The organism is Pseudooceanicola sediminis (genome assembly GCF_003575965.1).
Classification (GTDB): Bacteria; Pseudomonadota; Alphaproteobacteria; order Rhodobacterales; family Rhodobacteraceae; genus Pseudooceanicola; species Pseudooceanicola sediminis.
On the sequence record NZ_QWJJ01000006.1, the window covers coordinates 13,429 to 36,920 of the forward strand.

Annotated in this window: 27 protein-coding genes; 1 reads left to right on the plus strand and 26 read right to left on the minus strand. The window is 61.8% G+C overall.

Going from position 1 to position 23,492, the window contains the following annotated elements:
- The first annotated feature begins 86 nt into the window (after positions 1-86).
- Positions 87-476, plus strand: coding sequence for a PilZ domain-containing protein (locus DL237_RS07865; RefSeq protein ID WP_119398514.1), 390 nt, complete (start codon positions 87-89; stop codon positions 474-476).
- On the opposite strand, the gene DL237_RS07870 is transcribed toward DL237_RS07865, so the two are convergent.
- The 26 genes from DL237_RS07870 to DL237_RS07995 all read right to left on the minus strand — a co-directional run bounded on the left by DL237_RS07870 (position 416) and on the right by DL237_RS07995 (position 23,220).
- Positions 416-2,089, minus strand: coding sequence for a ribonuclease J (locus DL237_RS07870; RefSeq protein ID WP_119398515.1), 1,674 nt, complete (start codon positions 2,087-2,089; stop codon positions 416-418). The two genes, DL237_RS07865 and DL237_RS07870, sit on opposite strands and share 61 nt — an antisense overlap.
- Positions 2,086-2,865, minus strand: a complete 780-nt coding sequence (locus tag DL237_RS07875; protein ID WP_119398516.1) for a type III pantothenate kinase — start codon at positions 2,863-2,865, stop codon at positions 2,086-2,088. Before DL237_RS07875 ends, DL237_RS07870 begins: the two co-directional genes overlap by 4 nt.
- A 38-nt stretch (positions 2,866-2,903) precedes the next feature.
- Complete coding sequence (locus DL237_RS07880; RefSeq protein ID WP_119398708.1) at positions 2,904-3,659, minus strand: biotin--[acetyl-CoA-carboxylase] ligase; 756 nt, start codon at positions 3,657-3,659, stop codon at positions 2,904-2,906.
- A gap of 14 nt (positions 3,660-3,673) precedes the next feature.
- Entirely contained in the window at positions 3,674-5,110 is a 1,437-nt protein-coding gene (nuoN, locus tag DL237_RS07885; RefSeq protein WP_119398517.1) for an NADH-quinone oxidoreductase subunit NuoN, read from the minus strand.
- Between the two features lie 15 nt (positions 5,111-5,125).
- Entirely contained in the window at positions 5,126-6,682 is a 1,557-nt protein-coding gene (locus tag DL237_RS07890; RefSeq protein WP_119398518.1) for an NADH-quinone oxidoreductase subunit M, read from the minus strand.
- Positions 6,682-8,793 carry an NADH-quinone oxidoreductase subunit L gene (nuoL, locus tag DL237_RS07895; RefSeq protein ID WP_119398519.1) on the minus strand — a complete coding sequence of 704 codons (2,112 nt, stop codon included), beginning with the start codon at positions 8,791-8,793 and terminating at the stop codon, positions 6,682-6,684. The genes DL237_RS07890 and nuoL overlap by 1 nt, the downstream gene beginning before the upstream one ends.
- A 4-nt stretch (positions 8,794-8,797) precedes the next feature.
- The gene (gene nuoK, locus DL237_RS07900) at positions 8,798-9,103 is read right to left on the minus strand and encodes an NADH-quinone oxidoreductase subunit NuoK (protein ID WP_119398520.1); all 306 of its coding nucleotides are present in this window, start codon (positions 9,101-9,103) and stop codon (positions 8,798-8,800) included.
- A 104-nt stretch (positions 9,104-9,207) separates the two neighbouring features.
- On the minus strand, positions 9,208-9,816 hold the full coding sequence (locus DL237_RS07905; protein WP_119398521.1) for an NADH-quinone oxidoreductase subunit J: 609 nt from the start codon (positions 9,814-9,816) through the stop codon (positions 9,208-9,210).
- Positions 9,813-10,220, minus strand: coding sequence for a carboxymuconolactone decarboxylase family protein (locus DL237_RS07910; protein ID WP_119398522.1), 408 nt, complete (start codon positions 10,218-10,220; stop codon positions 9,813-9,815). Before DL237_RS07910 ends, DL237_RS07905 begins: the two co-directional genes overlap by 4 nt.
- Positions 10,217-10,717, minus strand: coding sequence for an NADH-quinone oxidoreductase subunit NuoI (gene nuoI, locus DL237_RS07915; RefSeq protein ID WP_119398523.1), 501 nt, complete (start codon positions 10,715-10,717; stop codon positions 10,217-10,219). Before nuoI ends, DL237_RS07910 begins: the two co-directional genes overlap by 4 nt.
- 3 nt (positions 10,718-10,720) lie before the next feature.
- On the minus strand, positions 10,721-11,761 hold the full coding sequence (gene nuoH / locus DL237_RS07920; RefSeq protein WP_119398524.1) for an NADH-quinone oxidoreductase subunit NuoH: 1,041 nt from the start codon (positions 11,759-11,761) through the stop codon (positions 10,721-10,723).
- 6 nt (positions 11,762-11,767) lie between these two features.
- On the minus strand, positions 11,768-12,193 hold the full coding sequence (locus DL237_RS07925; protein WP_119398525.1) for a hypothetical protein: 426 nt from the start codon (positions 12,191-12,193) through the stop codon (positions 11,768-11,770).
- The gene (nuoG, locus tag DL237_RS07930) at positions 12,190-14,208 is read right to left on the minus strand and encodes an NADH-quinone oxidoreductase subunit NuoG (RefSeq protein ID WP_119398526.1); all 2,019 of its coding nucleotides are present in this window, start codon (positions 14,206-14,208) and stop codon (positions 12,190-12,192) included. Before nuoG ends, DL237_RS07925 begins: the two co-directional genes overlap by 4 nt.
- Positions 14,209-14,214: 6 nt before the next feature.
- The gene (locus tag DL237_RS07935) at positions 14,215-14,664 is read right to left on the minus strand and encodes a DUF5333 domain-containing protein (RefSeq protein ID WP_158585602.1); all 450 of its coding nucleotides are present in this window, start codon (positions 14,662-14,664) and stop codon (positions 14,215-14,217) included.
- Positions 14,658-15,044 carry a hypothetical protein gene (locus DL237_RS07940; protein WP_233544906.1) on the minus strand — a complete coding sequence of 129 codons (387 nt, stop codon included), beginning with the start codon at positions 15,042-15,044 and terminating at the stop codon, positions 14,658-14,660. The genes DL237_RS07935 and DL237_RS07940 overlap by 7 nt, the downstream gene beginning before the upstream one ends.
- A 5-nt stretch (positions 15,045-15,049) precedes the next feature.
- Entirely contained in the window at positions 15,050-15,985 is a 936-nt protein-coding gene (locus tag DL237_RS07945; protein WP_119398527.1) for a hypothetical protein, read from the minus strand.
- A 157-nt stretch (positions 15,986-16,142) separates the two neighbouring features.
- The gene (gene nuoF, locus DL237_RS07950; protein ID WP_119398528.1) at positions 16,143-17,441 is read right to left on the minus strand and encodes an NADH-quinone oxidoreductase subunit NuoF; all 1,299 of its coding nucleotides are present in this window, start codon (positions 17,439-17,441) and stop codon (positions 16,143-16,145) included.
- Positions 17,442-17,444: 3 nt separating this feature from the next.
- Complete coding sequence (locus DL237_RS07955) at positions 17,445-17,675, minus strand: DUF5337 domain-containing protein (RefSeq protein WP_407691902.1); 231 nt, start codon at positions 17,673-17,675, stop codon at positions 17,445-17,447.
- 10 nt (positions 17,676-17,685) lie between these two features.
- A complete protein-coding gene (locus DL237_RS07960; protein ID WP_119398530.1) occupies positions 17,686-18,417 on the minus strand; it encodes a hypothetical protein in 732 nt (243 codons plus the stop codon).
- A 54-nt stretch (positions 18,418-18,471) separates the two neighbouring features.
- Positions 18,472-19,593, minus strand: coding sequence for an NADH-quinone oxidoreductase subunit E (locus tag DL237_RS07965; protein WP_119398531.1), 1,122 nt, complete (start codon positions 19,591-19,593; stop codon positions 18,472-18,474).
- A 177-nt stretch (positions 19,594-19,770) separates the two neighbouring features.
- Entirely contained in the window at positions 19,771-20,073 is a 303-nt protein-coding gene (locus DL237_RS07970; protein ID WP_233544907.1) for a hypothetical protein, read from the minus strand.
- Positions 20,070-21,284, minus strand: a complete 1,215-nt coding sequence (locus DL237_RS07975; RefSeq protein ID WP_119398712.1) for an NADH-quinone oxidoreductase subunit D — start codon at positions 21,282-21,284, stop codon at positions 20,070-20,072. The genes DL237_RS07970 and DL237_RS07975 overlap by 4 nt, the downstream gene beginning before the upstream one ends.
- Before the next feature lie 34 nt (positions 21,285-21,318).
- Positions 21,319-21,711 (minus strand): nuclear transport factor 2 family protein, encoded by a 393-nt coding sequence (locus DL237_RS07980; RefSeq protein WP_119398532.1) that lies wholly within the window; start codon positions 21,709-21,711, stop codon positions 21,319-21,321.
- Entirely contained in the window at positions 21,711-22,316 is a 606-nt protein-coding gene (locus tag DL237_RS07985; RefSeq protein WP_119398533.1) for an NADH-quinone oxidoreductase subunit C, read from the minus strand. The genes DL237_RS07980 and DL237_RS07985 overlap by 1 nt, the downstream gene beginning before the upstream one ends.
- Positions 22,317-22,330: 14 nt before the next feature.
- The gene (locus DL237_RS07990) at positions 22,331-22,855 is read right to left on the minus strand and encodes a NuoB/complex I 20 kDa subunit family protein (RefSeq protein WP_119398713.1); all 525 of its coding nucleotides are present in this window, start codon (positions 22,853-22,855) and stop codon (positions 22,331-22,333) included.
- Entirely contained in the window at positions 22,855-23,220 is a 366-nt protein-coding gene (locus tag DL237_RS07995; RefSeq protein ID WP_119398534.1) for an NADH-quinone oxidoreductase subunit A, read from the minus strand. Before DL237_RS07995 ends, DL237_RS07990 begins: the two co-directional genes overlap by 1 nt.
- Positions 23,221-23,492: the final 272 nt, after the last annotated feature.

Sequence of the window (23,492 nt, forward strand, 5' to 3'; positions counted from 1 at the left end):
ATTGGCGCAATTTTCCGGCCTGAACTTCAAGTCCCGGTAAGATTGCACCCCTAGCCTCCCCCGATATTGAATCATGGGGTGTCGGTATGTCGTTCGATCTGAAAATAAGCGCAGAAATCGGTCGCAGACGGTTTTCGCGCTACGCCTTCCAACACGATTGCAAATTGATCATGGACGACCTGTCGCTGACAGGCCGTCTCTTTGACATATCGCTTGGGGGGGCTGGTCTGTCGCTGCCGATGGTCGCGTCAAGCTACGGCAAGCTGAATGAGCTGAAATTCAGGATCGAGGATGTCTGCAATTTCAACGCAGTGGTGCGCTGGAAGGTCGACAAGAAGATCGGCTTGCAATTCGATCCTGTCGCGCACCGCTCGACGGCGCTGCGCGACTTGTTGGAGTCTCTGTCGATGCGGGATCAGGCGGAAAGCCGAGAGATCACCACAGTCACTTCGGGCTTCTTGCCAATCTCGTCCTGAGAGGTGTTGCGCACAACCCGGCGCAGCGCCTCTTCCAGCTTGGTATCGTTCATCAGGGTCTTGGCATCCGCCCGCCCGATGAACTGGCTCAGATCCTGTTCCAGAACATCCGTCAGCGGTGCGCTGGAGCGGCCAGTCTCGGGCAACCCCATCAGATCGCACCAAGGCTCGCCAAGGGGCTCGTCTTGTTCATCCAGCACGAAGGTAACGGTCACATGGCCATTCAGCGCCATGCGGATACGATCGCGCACGATCCCGTCCATTGCCCCGATTTGCACCGATCCATCCAGATACGTGCGGCCACTTTCGATGTATTCCGCAACCTTGGGCTGGTTGCCCGACAGGTCGAGCATCATGCCGTTGACACAAACGACTGCCGCGCGCCCCTTTGCCAGGGTCATCTTGGCGTGCTCGCGCAGGTGACGGTGTTCGCCGTGCATCGGGATAACCATCTGCGGATTAACGACGTCCTGCATCTTTTCCAGGTCGGGCCGATTGGCATGTCCTGACACGTGATACCGGCCGTTGCTGTCGTCGATCACGTCGACGCCCTGTTCGGAAAAGGCGTTCATGATCGCAATCACGCCTTTTTCGTTGCCCGGAATGGTCTTGGACGAGAACAGGAACGTGTCTCCCTCCTGCATCTGCATCCCGTGGAATTTGCCGCGCGCCAGTTGGGCCGAGGCAGCGCGGCGCTCGCCCTGGCTTCCGGTTACGATCAGCATCAGGTTTTCACGCGGGATTTCGCGCGCTTCCTCGGTGCTCACCACCTTGGGAAACCGCTCCAGCACGCCGGTTTCAAGCGATGCTTCCACCATCCGGCGCATTGCGCGCCCCATCAGGCAGATCGACCGCCCTGCGCGCTCGCCCGCTTCGGCCAGCGTGCGCACGCGTGCCACGTTGCTGGCAAAGGTCGTGGCGACCAACATGCCGCTGGCTTCGGCGATAAGGGTCTGCACCTCGGGGCCGACTTCGGATTCCGAACGGCCCGGGTTGGGCGAAAAGATGTTGGTGGAATCGCAGATCAACGCCTTGACGCCCGGCTTGGACACATCGCGCCACAGCTCTTCGTCAAACGCCTCGCCGACCAGCGGATTGAGGTCCAGCTTGAAATCACCCGTGTGGATGACACGGCCCTGCGGCGTGTCGATGACCAACGCGCTGCTTTCCGGGATGGAGTGCGAGATCGGCAGGAAACCGATGTTGAAGGGGCCTGCCTTGACCGTCGCGGGCCAGGGGCTCGCCGTTGTGACTGCGTGATCACCGATGCCATATTCCGCCAGCTTGCCGCGGGCGATATTGGCGGTAAAGGCGCGCGTATGGATCACCGGCGCGCCGAGGCGATGGTACAGGTGCCCGATGGCACCAACGTGGTCCTCGTGGGCGTGCGTGATGAACACCGCCTCCAGGCGTTTCTTGTTTTTCACCAACCAGGAAATGTCGGCAAAGATCAGATCGACGCCTGGCGTGGTCTCCATATCCGGAAAGGCGACACCGATGTCGACCAGGATCAGCCGTTCCTTGCCGGCTGGCCCATAGCCATAGACATAGGCGTTCATGCCAATTTCCCCAGCACCGCCGAGGGGGAGATAGATCAGCCGGTCGTTGCTCATGGATTGCCTAACGCTTTGTTGTAATCGTAGATGATCCGCAGACCGTGAATGGTCAGGAACTCATCGAAATGGTCGAACAGCGTATCGCCCTGTCCGAACAGCGGCGCAAGCCCCCCGGTCGAGATAATCCGCATCGGACGGTCATATTCAGCCTTGATCTGGTCGCAGACACCGCGAACCAGCCCGACATAGCCCCAGAACACCCCTGATTGCATACACGCCACGGTATTCGTGCCAATCACCTTCGCGGGCTTGGTCACGTCGACATGCGGCAAGGCGGCAGCGGCCTCGTGCAGCGCCTGAAGGCTCAGGTTGACACCCGGCGCAATGACACCGCCGACATAGGCGCCATCTTCGGCGACCACGTCAAAGGTTGTCGCGGTGCCGAAATCGACCACGATCAGATCTCCGCCATAGCGTTCAAAAGCACCGGCAGTGTTCACCAGACGGTCCGGGCCGACCTGGGTGCCCGCATCCACCCGCGGTGCCATGGGCAGCGCGCATTCAGGCTTTCCCACGACCAGCGGGCGGCAATTGAAATAGCGATCACTCAGCACCCGCAGGTTGAATACCACGCGCGGCACGGTGGTCGAGATGATGACCGCGTCGATGTCCATCGGAATCCGGTGGTGGGCCAGCAACGTCGACAGCCAGACGTAATATTGATCCGCCGTACGCTGATGTTCGGTCGACGTGCGTAACGTACACAGAAAACGCTCGCCGTCCCAGACTGAGAACACCGTATTGGTATTCCCGCAATCAATGGCCAGAAGCATGGGCTTCCTCCTCCCCTGTCCGGTCGCGCCGGTATGGTCTAGAAAAACACGTCTGCGGCAGGGATCGCATGGCGTCTCCCCTCGCAGGTCAGCACCAAGTGGCCACGCTCGTCCAGCGTTTCGAAAACGCCGGTCAGCGTCTCTGTCCCGACGCGCGCGGTGATGGTCTGGCCCAGGTGGCTGGCGCGGGCCAGCCAGGCGTCGCGGATCGGGCCAAACCCGAGGCTGCGCATCGTTGCTTCGTGCGTCGCGTAATGCACCGCCAGAACGTTCAGAAATTCCTCGGGCCGCACGAGGGCGCCGGTTTCCTGCGCCAAGGCCACCGGTCGCAGCGCCTGCGGCTCCACGTCCTGCGGTGCTGGCGCCTCGGCCAGGTTGACGCCGATCCCAATGGCCAATCCCGGCATGCCGGCATTTGGCGCCAAGCTCTCCAACAGGATACCGGCCACTTTCGACCCGTTCAGCAACACGTCATTTGGCCACTTCAGCGAAAACGGGTCGGTCCGCCCGGTCAGGGTGACAAAGGCATCATGCACCGCCAGCGCGGTCACAAAGGACCGCAGCGCGATCGTGTCAGCGCGTTCAGCCAACGGCAGGATCAGCGTCGCCGCGAAATTGCCCCGGGGATGTGCCCAAGGCCGCCCACGGCGGCCTCGTGCCTTTGTCTGGTTCAGCGCCAACAGCCAGATCGGCCCCTCCTGCAGCGTCGAATAACGCCGCCGTGCTTCGTCCAGAGTGCTGTCCACTTCGGCCAGCACCACCCGTCCGTAGCCATCGGGCCAATCGTCAGGCATCGGCACCGACAAGGTCAGTTGACCAGTGTCAGGGCCGCAGCTTCGGCCAGGCTCTCGATGCCGAACAGGTTCACGACACCCAGCACCATGATCCCGGCAGACACCATCAGCAGCGACCACAGAACCGGGCTTTTCGGTGTGACCAAGGGGTCATTGGATTCACCGAAATACATGTAGAACACGATCCGCAGATAGTAGAATGCGCCGATCACCGATGCGATCACGCCCAGCACCGCCAGCCAGCCTAGGCCCGCTTCGTAGGCCGCACGCAGAACGTACAGTTTACCGAAGAACCCGACCAGCGGCGGCACGCCCGCAAGGCTGAACATCAGAACCAGGACGGCCAAAGCGCGACCCGGATGGTTTGCCGAATACATCTTCAGCGCCATGATATCCGTCACCGGCTGCCCGTCCCGCTCCATCGACAGGATAAAAGCGAACGCGCCGATGTTCATGACGATATAGATCGACATGTAGATCAGCATTGCCTGCACGCCGAATGCCGTGCCCGCCGCCAGGCCCATCAGGGCATAGCCCATGTGTGCAATCGAGGAATAGGCCATCAGGCGTTTGATGTTGGTCTGACCGATGGCCGCGACCGATCCGAGGAACATCGACAGCAACGAAATGACGGCCAGGATCTGTTGCCAGTCCCCCACGATACCGCCGAAGGCGTCGAACACCACACGGGCAAACAGGCCCATGGCCGCGATCTTGGGGGCCGTGGCAAAGAACGCGGTGATCGGCGTAGGCGCCCCCTCGTATACGTCGGGCGTCCACATGTGGAACGGCACCGCCGATACCTTGAACGCCATGCCCGACACCATGAACACCAGCCCGAACAGCAGACCAAGCGGCGCGTGCCCCTCGCTCATCGAGGCAAGGATCCCGCTGAACAGCGTCGTGCCCGAAAAGCCATAAACGAGAGACGACCCGTACAGCACCAGACCCGAGGAAAGCGACCCGAGCACGAAGTACTTAAGTCCCGCTTCCGTCGACTTGATGCTGTCGCGGCGCAACGATGCAACGACATAGAGCGCCAGCGATTGCAGCTCCAGCCCCATGTACAGCGTGATCAGATCACCGGCAGAGACCATCACCAGCATCCCCAGCACGGCCAGAGTGACCAACACCGGGTATTCAAAGTTCAGGATCTTGCGTCGGGCCATATATTCCTGGCCCATGATCAACACGGCAGCCGCCGAGAACAGGATCACGACCTTGGCAAAGCGGGCGAACCCGTCGGCGTTGTACATGCCGTGAAACGCGGTTTCAGGTGTGGTGCGGGTGGCAATGAAAAGCCCGATAATCACATAGATGATCGCCGTGACCCAGACCAGCAGCCCCGCAGACTTGTCCTTGCTCGTGTAGACCGCCCCGACCAGCGACAGCATCGCGAAGCAGGCCAGAATGATCTCCGGCAAAATTACGTTCAGATCAGCCTGAAGCATCAGGTAGCCTCCAGATCAGTGCGACGAGGCCACGGCGACAGCCGCATCGCCAAGGCGATCGGCCGCTGCCAGGGCGGTTTCGTGGTTTGCGATCAGTGCCTCGACCGAGGGACCGATCATATCGGTAACGAGCGACGGGTAGACGCCCAGCAGGATCGTCATGACGACCAGCGGCGTAAAGATCCACTTTTCCCGGGCGCTCATGTCCTTGATGGACTTCAGGCTTTCCTTGATCAGGTCCCCCATGACGACGCGACGGTACAGGTACAGCCCATAGGCCGCCGAAAAGATCACGCCGGATGTCGCGACCAGCGCGACCCAGGTATTGACCTGGAAAATGCCCATCAACGTCAGGAATTCGCCGATGAACCCGCTGGTTCCGGGCAGACCGACGTTCGACATGGTGAAGAACATGAAGATCAGCGCATAGGCTGGCATCCGGTTGACCAGGCCGCCATAGGCCGAAATCTCGCGCGTGTGCATCCGGTCGTAGATCACCCCGACACAAAGGAACAGCGCGCCCGAGATAAAGCCGTGGCTGATCATTTGGAAGATGGCGCCGTCGACCCCCTGCTGGTTGGCGGAAAAGATGCCCATGGTGACATAGCCCATGTGCGCCACCGACGAATAGGCGATCAGCTTTTTCATGTCTTCCTGCACCAGCGCGACCAGGCTGGTGTAGACGATGGCGATCGCACTGAGCCAGAGGATCAGCGGTGTCATCACATCGGCCCCGACCGGAAACATCGGCAGGCTGAAGCGCAGGAAACCGTAGCCACCCATTTTGAGCAGGATCGCCGCCAGCACCACCGACCCTGCGGTCGGTGCCTGAACGTGCGCGTCAGGCAGCCAGGTGTGCACGGGCCACATCGGCATCTTGACCGCGAAGCTGGCAAAGAAGGCGATGAACATCAGCGTCTGCATCCCACCCACGATGTGAATGCCCAACAGCGAGAAGTCGGAGGAGCTGAAGTCATGCATCATCAGCGTCGGAATATCCGTGGTTCCCGCATCGGTGAACATCGCCACCATCGCGACCAGCATCAGAACCGAGCCGAGGAAGGTATAGAGGAAGAACTTGAAGCTGGCATAGATGCGGTTCGCCCCACCCCAGATCCCGATGATCAGGAACATCGGGATCAGACCGGCTTCGAAGAACAGATAGAACAGCACCAGGTCCAGCGCCATGAACACGCCGAGCATCAGCGTTTCCAGCAGCAGGAAGGCAATCATGTATTCCTTGACGCGCTTGTTCACGCCCCAGCTTGCCCAGATCGTCAACGGCATCATGAAGGTCGTCAGCAACACGAAGAGAACCGAAATCCCGTCGACGCCCATCTTGTACTTCATGCCGAGCAGCCAGTCGCGCTCCTCGACCATCTGAAAGCCGGTGTCGGCGGAATTGAACCCGGCCAGGATGAACAGCGACACGAGGAACGTCAGAGTGGTGGCGATCAGCGCCACCCACTTGGCATTGCGCTGCGCAGCCGCATCCTCGCCCCGAAGAAAGATCGCCAGGATCAGGGCCGCTATCGCGGGCATGAAGGTGACGATGGAGAGAAGATTGTTCATTATTCCGCCCCTCCGGTGAGCGACATCCAGGTGACGAAGACCGCGATACCGATCACCATCGCGAATGCATAGGTAAAGATGTAACCATTCTGCGCACGGCCCGCGAGCCGGGTGAAGAAGGGGATGATCCCCATCGCCAGCCCGTTGATGCCGCCGTCGACGACCTTGCCGTCACCGCTTTTCCACAGCGTCCGACCGATCCAGAAGGCCGGGCGTACGAAGATGAAATCGTACAGCTCGTCAAAGTACCACTTGTTCAGCAGGAACAGGTACAGCGGGCGGTTCGCGTCGGCCATCCGCTTGGGCAGCGTCGTGTCCTTGATGTACATCGCCCAGGCGATGATGAAACCAAGAAGCATCGCGATGAACGGGCTCAGCTTGACCCAGGCCGGGGCATGGTGTGCCTCTTCCAGGGTGTGGTTGTCCGGCGCCATGAAGATCGCGCCCTGCGGCGCAATGCCGGGCGTGACGACATCGTGGTCGCCCGCAGCGCCGTGCTCGGCCTCGGCCCCCTCGCCCTGCGCCGACGCAACGGCGTGGGTGTCACCTTCGGACGTCCCTTCAGACGCCTCGGCGTGGTGCTCGGGCATTCCGAAAAAGCTCAGCACCTTGTCATGATCCCCGAAAAAGCTGTTGTACCACAACATCCCCGAAAAGATCGCGCCAAGGCTCAGCACGCCCAGCGGGATCAACATGACCTTCGGGCTTTCATGGGCATGGTCGTGGGTGTGCTTGTCACCGCGCGGCGTGCCATAGAAGGTCAGGAAGATCAGCCGCCAGGAATAAAAGCTGGTGAACAGTGCCGCGATGACCAGCATCCAGAAGGCATAGCCCCCCTGAGTACCCGCATAAGCGGACTCGATGATCGCATCCTTTGACAGGAACCCGGCCAGGCCGATGCCCGTGAACGGAATGCCGACGCCGGTAATCGCCAGCGTGCCGATCACCATCGCGTAGAAGGTATAGGGGATCTTTTTCCGCAACCCGCCATAGTTTCGCATGTCCTGCTCGTGGTGCATCGCATGGATGACAGACCCGGCGCAAAGGAACAGCAGCGCCTTGAAGAAGGCGTGCGTCAGAAGGTGGAACATCGCCGCCGAATAGACGCCAACACCCGCTGCCACGAACATGTAACCCAGCTGCGAACAGGTCGAATAGGCGATGACGCGCTTGATGTCGGTCTGCACCAGGCCAACGGTTGCGGCAAAGAATGCCGTGGTCGCCCCCATGAAGGTGATGAACGCCAGTGTCTGCGGCGCATATTCCATCAGCGGCGACATGCGGCACACCAGGAACACACCGGCGGTAACCATGGTCGCGGCGTGGATCAGCGCCGACACGGGCGTCGGGCCTTCCATCGCGTCAGGCAACCAGGTGTGCAGAAACAACTGCGCCGACTTGCCCATGGCACCGATGAACAGCAGGAACGCCAGCAGGTTGGCGGCATTCCAGTCCTGCCAAAGGAAGCTGATCGACGTCTCTGCGATCTGCGGCGCGGCGGCAAAGACATCGTCCAGGTGAATACTGTCGGTCAGATAGAACAGGCCGAAGATCCCCAGGGCAAAGCCGAAGTCACCCACGCGGTTGACGACAAACGCCTTCATCGCCGCGGCATTGGCCGAGGGTTTCTTGTAGTAGAACCCGATCAGCAGATACGACGCGACACCGACCCCTTCCCAGCCAAAGAACATCTGCACAAGGTTGTCGCTGGTGACCAGCATCAGCATCGCAAATGTGAAAAAGCTCAGGTAGGCAAAGAACCGGGGCCGATACTCCTCGGCGTCAGTGAAGTTCTCGTCGTGCGCCATGTAGCCAAGGCTGTAAAGGTGCACCAGCGCAGAGACCGTCGTGACCACGATCAGCATCGTCGACGTCAGGCGATCCAGCCGGATACCCCACGACGTGCTCAGCGATCCGCTCTCGATCCAGCGCATCAGCTCGATGTGCTGCACAAGTTCAGGCGTGGTGAAAAAGGTGATCCAGCTCAGGAAACAGGCGAGGAACAGCAGACCGGTGGTCAGGTACTGGGCACCCTTCACCGTGATCAGCCGCCAGCCGAAGCCCGCGATCAATGCGCCGATCAGTGGCGCGAAGAGGATGATCGATACCATTGGCTCAGCCTTTCATCACGTTGACGTCTTCCACGGCAATCGTACCGCGGTTACGGAAGAAGCAGACGAGAATGGCAAGCCCGATGGCTGCCTCGGCCGCCGCGACGGTCAGCACGAACAGGGTAAAGACCTGCCCGGCAAGATCCCCGAGGAAGCTGGAGAATGCGACAAGGTTGATATTCACTGCCAGCAGGATCAGCTCGATGCTCATCAGCAGGATGATGATGTTCTTCCTGTTCAGGAAGATCCCGAAAATCCCGATGACGAACAGCGCGGCCGCCACCGTCAGGTAATGTTCGATTCCGATCATGTCCCTCGGTTCCTTTTGTCCCCTGTGCCGGCGTTTGTGCGGCACTGGTCTTGATCTTGTTTGCAGCCGTCCCGCATGGGGCGGCCCGTCCCGGTCAGCGGCCCTTAAAGGCCCTGCCCCGGTTTCACGTCCTTCATTTCCATCGCCTTGGCCGGATCGCGCCACATCTGGTGCAGCACGTTCTGACGCTTGATGTCCGTGCGATGGCGCAGCGTCAGCACGATGGCCCCGATCATCGCGACCAGCAGGATCATCCCTGCCAGCTGGAAAACCAGGAAATATCGTTCGTAGATCAGCAGACCGAGCGCAGCGGTGTTGCTGACGCCGTCCGGCGTGATCGCCGTCCGTGCCGCTTCTGCGCCTTCGGAGGTCGACCAGCTGCCGAATGCCAGACCGAATTGCATCAGCAGGATGACACCGATCAGCAGCGCCAGCGGCATGTACCTGGCCATTTCCGCCTTCAGCTCGGCAAAGTCCACGTCCAGCATCATCACAACGAAGAGGAACAGCACCATAACCGCACCGACGTAGACGATGATCAGCAACATTGCCACAAACTCAGCACCCAGCAGCACGAACAGGCCGGCGGCGCTGAGGAAGGTCAGGATCAGCCACAGCACCGAATGCACCGGGTTGCGCGAGATCACGGTGAAGAGACCCCCGACAACCGCGCTCAGCGCGAAGAGGTAGAAGGAAAGCGCGGCGATGGTCATGTCTCATCATCCTCTTGTTCGTCCATGACCTCCTTGGCGAGCTGCCCGGCCCGGGTCATGGCTGGTATACCGGCGAACATCGACATCTGTGCGATGGCCTCGGCGATTTCTTGTTTCGTGGCGCCCGCTTCCAGCAGATGCCGCACCGTGATGCGCACCTGCGTGTCGGCCTGCGCGCCCTGCATCGTCAGACCGGCCAAGGTCAGGAACAGCCGTGTCTTGCTGTCCAGCCCGTCCTTGTTGAAGCCCTTGCCAAAGGCCATCTCCATCCACTCTTTCGGGATGGTCGGCCAAAGCTGCTCGAACCCCTTGGGCGAGAAATGTTCAAGCGCCGGATTCATGGCACGTGCCATGTCCTGTGCCTGCTGCATCATCATCTCGAAGGGGTTCTTTGCATCGCTCATCTGTAGGGTGCATCCAGTTCGAGGTTCATGGCGATTTCCGCCTCCCAGCGATCCCCGTTCTCAAGCAGCTTCTGCTTGTCATAAAACAGTTCTTCGCGGGTTTCGGTGGCGAACTCGAAATTCGGCCCCTCGACGATCGCATCCACCGGGCAGGCTTCCTGGCAGAAACCACAGTAGATGCACTTGGTCATGTCGATGTCGTAGCGCGTGGTCCGGCGGCTGCCGTCTTCGCGCGGCTCGGCATCGATGGTGATCGCCTGCGCCGGGCAGATCGCTTCGCAAAGCTTGCACGCGATGCAGCGTTCCTCGCCATTGGGATAGCGGCGCAGCGCATGTTCACCCCGAAAGCGCGGGGACAACGGCCCCTTTTCGTGCGGATAGTTCAGCGTCGCCTTGGGCTTGAAGAAATACTTCAGGCCCATCTTCATGCCCTTGAACATGTCGAACAGCAGGAAATATTTGGCGGCGCGGGTATAGTCGATGGCTTGGGTTGCCATGGGTCAGCCTCCAATCATCCAGCGGGCATAGGCCCCACCGAATGCTTCAAATTTTGCCAGAAATGCCACGATCACGACCCAGCCCAACGACAGCGGCAAGAATACCTTCCAGCCGATCCGCATCAGTTGGTCATAGCGATAGCGGGGCACGACAGCCTTCACCATGGCGATGATGAAGAACACGATCAGCACCTTGCCGAAGAACCACAGGAACCCGTCGGGCAGACCAGGGATCGGCGACAGCCAGCCACCGAAGAACAGCAGCGTCATCAATGCGCACATCAGCACGATCGCGACATATTCACCGATCATGAACAGCAGGAACGGCGTCGACGAATATTCCACCTGATAGCCTGCCACCAGCTCGGATTCAGCTTCGGGAAGGTCGAACGGCGGGCGGTTGGTTTCGGCCAGCGCCGAGATCAGGAACAGGAACACCATCGGCAGATGCGGCAGCCAGTACCAGTTCAACAGCCCCAGGTTGCCATCCTGCGCATGCACGATGTCGGTAAAGTTCATCGATCCGGTCGAAATGATCACACCGATGATGATCAGCCCGATCGACACCTCATAGGAAATCATCTGCGCGGCAGAGCGCAAGGAGCCGAGGAACGGGTATTTCGAGTTCGACGCCCAGCCCCCCATGATCACGCCGTAGACCTCAAGCGACGAGATGGCAAAGACATACAGGATGGCGACGTTGATATCCGACAGCACCCATCCTTCGCTGAACGGGATGACCGCCCAGGCGATCATTGCCAGCACGAAGGACAGCATCGGCGCCAGCAGGAACACGAACTTGTCCGCCCCCGCCGGGATCACCACCTCTTTCGTGATGTATTTCAGGAAATCCGCAAAACTTTGCAGCAGGCCAAAGATGCCCACCACGTTGGGGCCCCGGCGCAACTGCACCGCCGCCCAGACCTTGCGGTCCGCGTAAAGCAGAAAGGCCAGTGCGACCAGAAGCGGCACCACGATCAGCAGAACCTGCCCAATGATCAGAAGCAGGATGCCAAGCGGGTTGGAGGTGAAAAATTCAGCCATGTGTCCTCACACCGTCGGTATACCGTTAGCCGCGCATTGCGCGGCGGCGACGTCTGCGTCGATCGTCAACGTGCCCTTGGGCAGGTCAGCCGAGACGGTATAAACCGCATCTGCTTCCCAGTGACCAGAGCGTTCGGAGACATTTGTCCGCAGATGTCTTGCAAATCCGTAGCCACGAATGAGCGTATATTGCGCAGCCGCGCAATCTGCATAATCCGTGACGTCGTCAGCGTTGCGCGCACCCTGCATGGCGACCCGGAAATTGACCAGGGTGTCATCCAGAAGGCGCGTTTCGATTCCTTCGTAGACCGGGGCAAACACCGGTTCGGCACGCTGTGTCGGCTCTGCGTCAGGCGGCGGCTTCGCCCCCGCCGAAGCACAGGCCGACAGCGCCAGCGCGCCGGCCCCGATATATGCCCCGTATCCGCTCATTCCGCGGCCATCGGCGCAGCCGCGCGTTCCGCCGCGCGCCGCGACAGATCCGCCATCACTTCCGATGCGCGTGCGATCGGGTTGGTCAGGTAGAAATCCGTCACCGGCAGGGCGAAACTGCCCTTGCTCAGCGGCTTGACCTCAAGCGGCTGCCAGTCGTTTTCCGGCACCATGTCGATCTGCGCCAGATGCGGCACCGCCTCGATCAGCGCACGGCGCAGTTGCGCCAGGCTGTCGAAGGGCAGCGTCGCCCCCAGCTCCGCCGAAAGCGCCCGCAGGATGGCCCAGTTTTCCTTGGCCTGGCCGGGGGCATAGCCTGCCCGCATGGCCAGTTGAGGGCGACCTTCCGTGTTCACGAAGACGCCGTTTTCCTCGGTCCAGGCAGCGCCCGGCAGGATCACGTCGGCACGGTGCGCACCGCGGTCCCCGTGGCTGCCCTGATAAATCACAAAGCTGCCGGGCTTGATGTCCAGCTCGTCGGCGCCCAGCGAATAGATCACCTCCGCGTCCTTGACGGCCGCGCCCATGCCACCTTCGGTCACGGCACCGATGTCCATCGCGCCGACGCGGGCCGCAGCCGTATGCAGGATCAGCAGTTTCGACTTGGAGTTCTCGGCCAGCTTCATCGCATGGGCCAGCACATCCGCGCCGCCCTCGCCACGCAACGCACCCTGCCCGACGATGACGATGGAATTCTTGTCCTTCGTCTCGCCGATCTCCTTGGACGACAGATCCGCCAGCGTGCTGCGGTCGCTGCCGACATGCACGTACTCATAGCTCAGATCGACCGCGTCCCCGATCAGCCCGACGGTTGCACCGCGCAGCCAGGCCTTGCGGATACGGGCGTTCAGGACCGGCGCTTCGATGGCAGGATTGGTCCCGATCAGCTGGATCATCTCGGCGCTGTCGATATCTTCGATCGTGGCCGTGCCGACATAGCCGGAGCGGTTGCCTGCCGGCAGCTCGGCCCCATCGGTGCGGCACTCCACGACACCGCCAAGCCCCTCGATCAGCTGTTTCAGCGCATAGGACGCCTCGACCGAGGCCAGATCACCGATAAGACCGGCAACCTTCTTGCCCTTCATCGCATTCGCGGCAGCGGCCAGCGCCTCGGGCCAGGTCGCGGGCTTCAGCTTGCCGTCGACCCGGACGTAAGGCGTATCAAGGCGTTGCCGGCGCAAGCCGTCCCAGACAAAGCGCGTCTTGTCCGAAATCCACTCTTCGTTCACGCCATCGTTGTTGCGCGGCAGGATGCGCATGACTTCGCGCCCCTTGGTGTCGACGCGGATGTTCGAACCAAGGGCATCCATCACGTCGATGGTCTCGGTCTTGGTCAACTCCCAGGGCCGCGCGGTAAAGGCATAGGGCTTGCTGACCAGCGCGCCAACCGGGCACAGGTCGATGATGTTGCCCTGCATGTTGGAATGCAGCGTCTGGTTCAGATAGCTGGTGATCTCGGCATCTTCGCCGCGCCCCGTCTGCCCCATCTGGTGGATACCGGCCACCTCGGTGGTGAAACGCACGCAACGGGTGCAGGAAATGCAGCGGGTCATGTGGGTCTCGACCAGCGGGCCCAGGTCCAGATCTTCGCTGGCGCGCTTGGGTTCACGATAGCGGCTGAAGTCGACGCCATACGCCATCGCCTGATCCTGCAGATCGCATTCACCACCCTGATCGCAGATCGGGCAATCCAGCGGATGGTTGATCAGCAGGAATTCCATGACGCCTTCGCGGGCCTTCTTGACCATGGGCGAGTTTGTCTTGACGACCGGCGGCTGGCCTTCCGGCCCGGGCCGCAGATCCTTGACCTGCATCGCGCAGGACGCGGCGGGCTTGGGCGGGCCGCCGACAACCTCGACCAGGCACATCCGGCAGTTGCCCGCGATGGACAGCCGCTCGTGATAGCAGAACCGCGGCACTTCCACCCCGACCTGTTCACAGGCCTGGATCAGCGTAAGGGCCGGATCTACCTCGATCTCCTGGTCGTCGATGATGATCTTGCGAAGGTCAGACATGCGTGCTCACTTTGCTCTCAGAAGGACACCGATGCGGCTGTTCCGCGCGATCTCGGCATCGCCGAGCCTGCACAGATCCGCCGCATTATCGGGGTCCAGACCTTGGGATTTCATGTAATTCTCGCCCAGCTTGCGAATGCGGGCCTTTTCGGCGTCGCTTCGGACATAGGACAGCACGTCCCTGTTCGAATAGCCCATATCCCGCGCCAGATTGCGCAGGTCGTTCAGCTGCATCCAGCCCTTGACAGTGCGGGCATCGATCCGGTCGCACTTGTCGCTGATCTCGATCGCCATTGCGATCCAGAGCATTTCGCCGTCGATCTCCTGCACGTCGCGCAGCGCCGGGCGCGCAGCGGCTGGGCTGACACTCAGGCCAGCCCCGGCCAGGCCAAGCCCCGCCAGCAGCAGCGCGGTCGCGCCCAGCCGGGCAAAACGATATCTCAGTTCGATTACCATCCGCGGCAGGTCCCGCTGAACAGCATTCCGGCGTCGGTGATCGGCGGGGTCGCGCTGTCGGGGCCGACGCTCCAGTCGATCATGGAATCGCCGTAGTACTTGATACAATGCTGCACCCCTTCATAACGGGCGGCCTCGCGCGCGCCGGTCAGGCTCTTTTCAGGCTTGCTGACCGCGACGGTAAAGGCCCGGGCATCTGCGGGATCGGCGCTCAGCTTGGCCCGGAAATAGGCGCCGTCAAACGCCGGGCGTCCGCCGTTGCGCAGCCCACCCTTGACCTGCTCGGTACAGCCCGACAGCGCCAGCAGCGCCGCACATCCCAACAGGGTGCCACGCGCCAGCACCTTGGCCGGATACAGGAGGAGAGCCTTCTTGGACATTACGATCAGTTTCCCTGCTTTGAACGGGCTGGCTTTGGCGCAGGCCCCTTGCCGATCATGCGACGGATGGCCAGCTTTGCCTTGTGCACCCGCTGCTCTGGCAACAGCCGCTCAACAACAAGTGCCTTGATCATCTTGGCAGTCTGACCATGGGTCTCGAAGCTCCACAGCCGATCCGCTGCATTCAGTTTCTTCAAACCGGCCTCGAAGGCCGCCCAATTGCTGACCTTGCCTGCAATCTCGGATGTCTTGTCCTGTTTGGTCAGACCGCCTTCAACCGGCGCGCAATCGCCCAGATCCACACCAAGATCGGTGTAGAACTGTTGCACAACCTCGATCGAGGGACGCCCGCTCTGATAAACCTGCTCATAGGACAATTCCGCCATGTCCAGCCCGCGACGCTCTGCCAGAAAGCGACTTACCTGAAAATATGTCTGCTGGGTCTTCTGCCATTGGCGAAAGGCCGCAGGGCTCAGCTCGGGCTTGATATCAGTGGTGTCGACCCGTCCCCAGGCCCCGACAGCCTTGGCCTTGCAGATCGAGACATACATCTCGATCGGCGCACGGTGCATCATGTAGCACACCGGCGAAAACCGCGTCATGATCTCGTCGATCTGGCGAAAGGTCAGATGGCCTGGAAAAATCTTCAGCTGAATCGCACCCAGCCCCTTGGCTTCGGCCACTTTTTGCAACTCGCCCAGCATTGCGGCCGGGTCGGAGCGCCGCAACGCGCCAAGATGCGCCGCGATCTCGGGTTTCAGACGCTCGCCGTCAACGGCATCCGTACCGTAGATCGTCGTCGGATTGGCCCGCAATTCCCATGCGTCGGTGCTGTGGAACACTTCCCCAAGGCCGATGACATTCGGGCTGCCAAGCAACATATAACGCAGTGCCGAGGACCCGGTACGTGGTCCAGAAAATTCAAGAATAATCTGTGTCATACCTCGACTCCCCTGTGCGTCAGATCAAACATGCCTGCCGCATTGGCCAATTGGCCGCCGCAGCACCGGACCCACAGCGCAACGCAATGAGGCTGGCGCGCGCTGCGCACCAGGTCCTCATTCGCGACGTTATGGGGGAAAACCGACATCCTTCTTGCTACCTCGCCGCCAGAACGGTCGCGCCACGGCCCACGCGTTTGGCCTTGATCCGCTCTTCGATCTCGTCGCGGAAGTGGCGGATCAGACCCTGAATCGGCCAGGCTGCCGCATCACCAAGGGCGCAGATCGTGTGACCTTCAACCTGTTTGGTGACGTCCAGCAGCATGTCGATTTCCTCGACCTCCGCCTCGCCCGACACCAGGCGATCCATCACGCGCATCATCCAGCCAGTGCCTTCACGGCAGGGCGTGCACTGGCCGCAGCTCTCGTGCTTGAAGAACTTTGCCAGACGCCAGACCGCTTTCACGACGTCGGTGTTCTGATCCATGATGATCATGCAGCCTGTGCCGAAGGACGACTGGTTCTGACGCATCCAGTCGAAATCCATGATGGCATCCTCAAGCTTGTCCTTGGGCAGGACCGGGCAGGACGCGCCGCCGGGGATGATCGCCTTCAGGTTATCCCAGCCACCGCGCACACCGCCGCCGTGCCGCTCGATCAGCTCGCGCACGGGCAACGACATCGCTTCTTCAAAGACGCAGGGGTTGTTGACGTGCCCGGTCAGCGCGAACAGCTTGGTGCCGACGTTGTTGGGGCGGCCAAAGCTGGAAAACCATTCGGGGCCGCGCCGCAGGATCGTCGGCACAACCGCGATGGATTCAACGTTGTTCACGGTCGTCGGGCAGCCGTACAGGCCCGCACCGGCCGGGAACGGCGGCTTCATGCGCGGCATCCCCTTCTTGCCCTCGAGGCTCTCCAGCAGGGCCGTCTCTTCACCGCAGATATAGGCCCCGGCACCGTGGTGCAGGTACAGGTCGAAATCCCAGCCGGAGCCGCAGGCGTTCTTGCCCAGCATCCCCTTGTCGTAGGCTTCGTCGATCGCCGCCTGAAGGGCTTCACGCTCGCGGATGTATTCGCCGCGGATGTAGATATAGCTGGCGTGCGCGTTCATTGCGAAGGAAGCAATCAGCGCCCCCTCGATCAGCGTATGCGGATCATGGCGCATGATCTCGCGGTCCTTGCAGGTCGCGGGCTCGGATTCATCGGCGTTGATCACCAGGTAGGACGGGCGACCATCGCTTTCCTTCGGCATGAAGGACCACTTCAGACCGGTCGGAAAGCCCGCACCGCCCCGGCCCCGCAGCCCAGATGCCTTCATCTGGTCGATGATCCAGTCGCGGCCCTTGCCGATGATATCCGCAGTCCCATCCCAATGGCCGCGGCTCTGCGCGCCTTTCAGCGAACGGTCATGCATACCATACAGGTTGGTAAAGATGCGGTCCTGGTCCTTGAGCATGTCTTACCCTTTGTCATCCCGGCGTGCGCGCCAGATTTGTGCTGTCACCACCAGCGCCCAGATCAGGGCAGCGATGGCGGCAAAATCGAAAAGAAAGGCGTACCGTTCCGGCAGCCCGAGCGTACCGCCCAGAAACTGAAGCCCCATCCAGACAACCATGGTGGCGGCAATCACGATGCCGACCATGCGGGCCTTGCGGGCCTGCGCCATTGCTGCCGAACGGTTCCCCGTCATGTTCATTCCCTTACGCCCCTCCGTCCGAGAGGAACGCTCTTGCCTGCGCGACCCAGTCATCCCGGGTGACGCGCCCCTTGAACCCTTTCAGGTTCTCCTCGACCCAGGCCACCTCGGCCACGGTCCAACTCGCGATCTGGGCGAAATGGTGAATGCCCATCTCGTTCAGCGTGGTCTCGGCCTTGGGGCCCAGACCCTTGATCTTCTTCAGGTCGTCCGCCCCGCCCGAACGCGGGGCCGTCAGACCTTGCGGCGCCACCGGATGTACCGGCTCGGGGTCACGCGCCTCGGCATCCTCGGCGTCCGGCTCCAGCAGCCGGTCCTCGGCGACCGTATCCGGCGTTGTCGCGGCCGGTGCTGCGGCCGGTGTAGCAGGCGGTGTTTCCGCCGCTGCGGCCCGTGCCGGTTGCGCCTCCTCCGGCACCGCTGGCGACGTTCCGCCTGATGCCGCAGCCCCGGTCGGGGCAGGTTCGGCGCGCGGCGCGAACATCGCCTCGGCCACCAGCGTCTCGCCTTCGCGCGAAACCTTGCCCGTGCCCCCGTGCACATCCCGGCCCGCACGCATCTCCGGGGCGCAGATCCCCTTCGACAGGCCCGCCCAGGCAAGGACGGCAATCAAGATCGACAGGAGCAGCGCCAGAAAGAACCCAAGGGATGCCGTCAACCCGATCAGCAGCGTGATGGCGATCACCACGCTCAGCCCCAGGCAGGTCGCCCTGCAGATATCTGCCGTCTTTCCCATCCGACTCCGTCTGTCTGGCCCGCGTCCGGGCCGCCCCTACTGCCCCTTGTTGCCCTAGGCGTCGCCCGTCAGGGCCCTGGCCTGCGCAACCCAGTCACCACGACTGACCGCACCGCTGAAACCCGTCAGGTTCTCGTCCACCCAGGCCACTTCGGCGTCGGTCCACGACGCGATCTGGTCCAGATGATAGATCCCCATTTCGTTCAATTGCCGCTCCGCTTTCGGCCCCAGCCCCTTGAGCTGCTTGAGATCGTCTGCACCGCCATCGCGCGGGGCATCCAGACGGCCTGGCTTGGCATGACCCTCGGCAGGTGCGCCACCGGCTGCCTCGTCGTCCGTCTCGACCTTGCCGGTCGACTCGGCGGTCGATTCCTGTTCGGTGACACCGCTGTCGTCCACCGGCTTGCCGGCTGCGGGACGTGGCTCCTTCTCCGAGATTTCTTCCTTGGTCGGGGTCCTGACCGGGCCGTCCTGCAACCACGGTGTCAGGATCGGAACCTCGGTTCCGTCGATACGCTTGACCGTGTCGCCCAGATCAACCGCCAGGCCGACGCTGGCGTTGTACTGCGTGCGCCCGCTGTCATGTTCCTTCAGCGTCACCAGCCCCGACAGCGGCTCCGAGGAAAAGCGACCGTTCTGCGGCCCCGGCACCGGCACTTCGCCCGCCGCCAGCCTGTCCAGCAGATCAGACAGTTTCTCGGCCGTCAGGTCTTCGTAGTAATCCTTGCCGATCTGCGCCATCGGAGCGTTGGAGCACGCCCCCAGGCACTCGACCTCTTCCCAGGTGAACTTGCCGTCGGCGCTCAGCGTGTGCGGCTTGGCGGCGATCTTGTCCCGGCAGACCGCGACCAGATCCTCGGCGCCACAGATCATGCAGCTTGTGGTGCCGCAAATCTGGATGTTGGCCACGCTGCCGGTCGGCAGCAGCTGGAACATGAAATAGAACGTCGCCACCTCGAGCGCCCGGATATGCGCCAGCCCCAGCATGTCCGCGACATATTCGATCGCGGGCTTGCTCAGCCAGCCTTCCTGCTCCTGGGCGCGCCACAGCAAGGGAATGATGGCCGAAGCCTGGCGACCTTCGGGGTACTTGGTAATCTGCGCCTCGGCCCAATCCAGATTGGCGGGGGTGAAAGCAAAGCTTTCGGGCTGTTCATGATGAAGGCGTCTAAGCATCGGCTCAGGTCCCGTCCTTTGTCAGTCTCGGGCGCAGGGCCCGGTTGTCAGTCTCAGGCCAAAGGCCTGGTTGTCAGTCTCAGGCGGAACGCCCGGTTGTCAGTCTCCGGCCAAAGGCCTGGCGGGGCGCGCCGCGATGCGCCCGTCTGCGGCGTGGCGACGATCAGCGTCCGCGCTTCACTGCGCGCAGCTGCCGGTCACAAGACGCACGGCACCGCCATCCAGCGGCACCGCGTCCTTGGTCGCCATCTTGTGCTGTGCCATGGCCACCGTCTGTTCGCGGCTCATGCCCGTCTGCAATTCCACGGGCAGGTAATCGCGCTCATTGCGCAACTCGCACCCGATCGAGGCCACGGCGGCGTCGAAATTCTCCGACGCGCCCGCCGGCAGATCCTGCGGCACCGGTGCGCCACAGCCCGCCAGCGCGACCAGCGCGACCAGCGCCGCGACGGCCGAAAGCTTTACGCAGCCAGGCCTCAACGGTCCACCTCCCCGAATACGATATCCATCGTACCGATGATGGCGGCGACATCGGCCAGCTGGTGCCCGCTGGCCACATGATCCATCGCCTGCAGGTGCAGATATCCCGGCGCGCGCAACTTGGCCCGATAAGGTTTGTTGCTGCCATCCGCCTTCAGGTAGACGCCGAATTCGCCCTTCGGGGCCTCGACCGCGACATAGACTTCGCCCTCGGGCACGTGAAAGCCTTCGGTATACAGTTTGAAGTGGTGGATCAGCGCTTCCATCGAGGTCTTCATCTCACCGCGTTTCGGCGGCGTGATCTTGCCACGTGCCAGAACGTCGCCGGGCGTATCGCGCAGTTTGCCGATGGCCTGGCGGATGATCTTGGTCGACTCCCGCATTTCGGCCATGCGGCACAGATAGCGATCATAGCAATCGCCGTTCTTGCCCACGGGGATCTGGAAATCGAATTCGTCATAGCATTCATAGGGCTGACTGCGCCGCAGGTCCCAGGCAAGGCCCGACCCGCGCACCATCACACCGGAAAAGCCCCACTGCTGGATCTCTTCCTCGGTCACGACACCGATGTCGACGTTACGCTGCTTGAAGATGCGGTTTTCCGTCAGCAGGTCCGACAGGTCATCGAGGAAATTGGGAAAGTCGATGGCCCATTCCTCGATGTCGTCGATCAGCTTGTCGGTGATGTCCTGATGCACGCCGCCGGGACGGAAATACGCCGCGTGCAGACGCGCACCGCTGGCGCGTTCGCAAAAGATCATCAGCGTTTCGCGATGTTCGAACCCCCACAGCGGCGGCGTCAGCGCACCGACATCCATCGCCTGCGTGCAGACGTTCATCAGGTGGTTCATCACGCGACCGATTTCGCAGAACAGCACCCGGATCAGGCTGGCGCGCTTGGGCACGACCACGCCGGTCAGCTTTTCGATGGCCAGGCACCAGGCATGTTCCTGGTTCATCGGGGCCACGTAATCCAGCCTGTCCAGATAGGGCAGGTTCTGCAGGTAGGTCCGGCTCTCCATCAGCTTTTCGGTGCCACGGTGCAGCAGGCCGATGTGCGGGTCGCAGCGTTCCACGATCTCGCCGTCCAGCTCCAGCACCAGACGCAGCACGCCGTGCGCCGCGGGGTGCTGAGGGCCAAAGTTGATGTTGAAGTTACGGATCTTCTGTTCGCCGGTCAGGGCGTCTTCGAAACCTTTGCCGCCGTCCATCATGACTGAACTCCCATTGCGCTGCGTCCCATCCTCAGTCCTCCAAAGCCGGACCGTCCGCGACGCGGAACAGTTTCGTCATCAGGCGCCACGCGCCATCGACACGCAGGAACCCGAGCTGGTCGGTATAGACGCGCGGCGGAACGCGCACGTCCAGCTTCACCTGCGCCATGTCTTCCCCCGCCAGATCGACGGACGAAATCTCGTATACCGGGGCACCGGCAAACGCGTCGCGGCCACCGATCCGGGCCACGAACGCCGCCTTGTCGATGCAGCGTGCGCCGCCGTCATTGCCGACCCATTGCATCAGGAACCGCTCATGGCACAGCGCCTCGACAGCGACGCCATCGCCATTGTGCAGGGCGTGGCAATAGTCGCGCACGGCGTCCATCAGCGCGGCATCCGCGACGGCTCTGGTACCGTCCATCACTTCGCCTCCGCTTTGTCGTCGCCGGGCAGGATATACTCGGCACCCTCCCAGGGGCTCATGAAATCGAACTGGCGGTATTCCTGCACCAGCTTGACCGGTTCGTAGACAACGCGCTTCTGCACCTCGTCATACCGCACCTCGGTATAGCCGGTGGTCGGGAAATCCTTGCGCAGCGGATAGCCACGGAACCCGTAGTCGGTCAGCAGGCGGCGCAGATCCGGGTGGCCGGAAAAGATGATGCCGAACATGTCGAAGACTTCCCGCTCGAACCAGTTGGCCGAAGGGTGCACCGACACGATCGACGGCAGCATCTCGTCTTCGCGGATGCTGACCCGCAGGCGGATGCGCTGGTTCTGGTACATGCTCAGGAAATGGTACACCACGTCGAACCGCTTGGCCCGCTCGGGGTAGTCCACGGCGGTGATATCCACCAGCGTCGAGAACTTGCAGCTGTTGTCGCTGCGCAGGAAATCGACAAAGCCGACGATATTCGCCGGGGCCACGTCGATGTTCAGCTCATCATGGCTCACGTCCCAGGCCAGCACGCAATCCGCGCGCTTCAGCTCGATATGGGTGCCAAGTTCGTTCAGGGCTTCGTTCATGGTCTTCCCCTGCCCTATCGTGCCAGCGTGCCGGTGCGGCGGATCTTGCGGGCCAGCTGCATGATACCATAAAGCAGGGCCTCTGCGGTCGGCGGGCAGCCGGGCACGTAGATGTCGACCGGAACGATCCGGTCACAGCCGCGCACGACGGAATAGCTGTAGTGGTAGTACCCGCCGCCATTGGCGCAGGACCCCATCGAAATGACATAGCGCGGCTCGGGCATCTGGTCGTAGACCTTGCGCAGCGCCGGGGCCATCTTGTTGGTCAGCGTGCCGGCCACGATCATCACGTCCGACTGACGCGGAGAGGCGCGCGGCGCAATGCCAAAGCGTTCGGCGTCATAGCGCGGCATCGAGGTGTGCATCATCTCGACCGCGCAGCAGGCCAACCCGAAGGTCATCCAGTGCAGCGACCCGGTGCGCGCCCAGGTGATCAGATCCTCGGCGGTGGTCAGCAGGAACCCCTTGTCCTGAAGCTCGCGGTTCAGTGACTGCGTGGCGACCTCGCGGTCGGCCCCGGCAGTATTCGCTCCGGCCATCACTCCCATTCCAGAGCTCCCTTTTTCCACTCGTAGGCAAAACCGATCGTCAGAACGCCCAGGAACACCATCATCGACCAGAACCCGGTCATCGACACGTCCTTGAACGCCACGGCCCAGGGGAACAGCATCGCGATTTCCAGATCGAAGATGATGAACAGGATCGAGACGAGGTAAAAGCGAATGTCGAATTTCATCCGGGCGTCATCGAATGCGTTGAACCCGCACTCGTAGGCGCTGACCTTTTCGGGGTCCGGGTTGCGGACTGCGACGATCACGGCGGCGAGGATCAGGATTGCTCCGAGTGCGATCGCAACGGCCAGAAAGATGAGGATGGGAAGGTATTCCCGCAGCATCTCTTCCACGAATGGCTCCTTTCATGGGCGGCTAAGGTCCACAGGGACCCGCTAGGCTGTGTCGGGTTTACGCCTGCGCATCGTCAGGGTCAACCGAGGCAGGGCGTTTTCAGAGGTCCAAAATGTCAGTGAACGCACTTCGTAAACAATTGAATACCATGCCTTTGGCTCTGGATAAGTCGGTTAACGCTGCGTTGCCGCATACCACGATATTCATGACGGAATCAGTCAACTATTTCCGACGGAATCACTTGGGTTTGGCCGTGCACGCGGCTGTCATC

Bases quoted from the DNA above. Each gene is read 5' to 3' on its own strand.
- DL237_RS07865 (WP_119398514.1), top strand. From the start codon at position 87: ATGTCGTTCGATCTGAAAATAAGCGCAGAAATCGGTCGCAGACGGTTT.
- DL237_RS07960 (WP_119398530.1), bottom strand. From the start codon at position 18,417: ATGGGAAAGACGGCAGATATCTGCAGGGCGACCTGCCTGGGGCTGAGC.
- nuoL (WP_119398519.1), bottom strand. From the start codon at position 8,793: ATGGTATCGATCATCCTCTTCGCGCCACTGATCGGCGCATTGATCGCG.
- DL237_RS07985 (WP_119398533.1), bottom strand. From the start codon at position 22,316: ATGAACGAAGCCCTGAACGAACTTGGCACCCATATCGAGCTGAAGCGC.
- nuoF (WP_119398528.1), bottom strand. From the start codon at position 17,441: ATGCTCAAGGACCAGGACCGCATCTTTACCAACCTGTATGGTATGCAT.
- nuoN (WP_119398517.1), bottom strand. From the start codon at position 5,110: ATGCTTCAGGCTGATCTGAACGTAATTTTGCCGGAGATCATTCTGGCC.
- DL237_RS07905 (WP_119398521.1), bottom strand. From the start codon at position 9,816: ATGACCATCGCCGCGCTTTCCTTCTACCTCTTCGCGCTGAGCGCGGTT.
- DL237_RS07975 (WP_119398712.1), bottom strand. From the start codon at position 21,284: ATGGACGGCGGCAAAGGTTTCGAAGACGCCCTGACCGGCGAACAGAAG.
- nuoG (WP_119398526.1), bottom strand. From the start codon at position 14,208: ATGTCTGACCTTCGCAAGATCATCATCGACGACCAGGAGATCGAGGTA.
- DL237_RS07880 (WP_119398708.1), bottom strand. From the start codon at position 3,659: ATGCCTGACGATTGGCCCGATGGCTACGGACGGGTGGTGCTGGCCGAA.
- DL237_RS07935 (WP_158585602.1), bottom strand. From the start codon at position 14,664: ATGGTAATCGAACTGAGATATCGTTTTGCCCGGCTGGGCGCGACCGCG.
- DL237_RS07890 (WP_119398518.1), bottom strand. From the start codon at position 6,682: ATGAACAATCTTCTCTCCATCGTCACCTTCATGCCCGCGATAGCGGCC.
- DL237_RS07955 (WP_407691902.1), bottom strand. From the start codon at position 17,675: ATGACGGGGAACCGTTCGGCAGCAATGGCGCAGGCCCGCAAGGCCCGC.
- nuoH (WP_119398524.1), bottom strand. From the start codon at position 11,761: ATGGCTGAATTTTTCACCTCCAACCCGCTTGGCATCCTGCTTCTGATC.
- DL237_RS07980 (WP_119398532.1), bottom strand. From the start codon at position 21,711: ATGGACGGTACCAGAGCCGTCGCGGATGCCGCGCTGATGGACGCCGTG.
- nuoI (WP_119398523.1), bottom strand. From the start codon at position 10,717: ATGGCAACCCAAGCCATCGACTATACCCGCGCCGCCAAATATTTCCTG.
- DL237_RS07990 (WP_119398713.1), bottom strand. From the start codon at position 22,855: ATGGCCGGAGCGAATACTGCCGGGGCCGACCGCGAGGTCGCCACGCAG.
- DL237_RS07965 (WP_119398531.1), bottom strand. From the start codon at position 19,593: ATGCTTAGACGCCTTCATCATGAACAGCCCGAAAGCTTTGCTTTCACC.
- DL237_RS07925 (WP_119398525.1), bottom strand. From the start codon at position 12,193: ATGAGCGGATACGGGGCATATATCGGGGCCGGCGCGCTGGCGCTGTCG.
- DL237_RS07870 (WP_119398515.1), bottom strand. From the start codon at position 2,089: ATGAGCAACGACCGGCTGATCTATCTCCCCCTCGGCGGTGCTGGGGAA.
- DL237_RS07875 (WP_119398516.1), bottom strand. From the start codon at position 2,865: ATGCTTCTGGCCATTGATTGCGGGAATACCAATACGGTGTTCTCAGTC.
- nuoK (WP_119398520.1), bottom strand. From the start codon at position 9,103: ATGATCGGAATCGAACATTACCTGACGGTGGCGGCCGCGCTGTTCGTC.
- DL237_RS07910 (WP_119398522.1), bottom strand. From the start codon at position 10,220: ATGAGCGATGCAAAGAACCCCTTCGAGATGATGATGCAGCAGGCACAG.
- DL237_RS07945 (WP_119398527.1), bottom strand. From the start codon at position 15,985: ATGACACAGATTATTCTTGAATTTTCTGGACCACGTACCGGGTCCTCG.
- DL237_RS07940 (WP_233544906.1), bottom strand. From the start codon at position 15,044: ATGTCCAAGAAGGCTCTCCTCCTGTATCCGGCCAAGGTGCTGGCGCGT.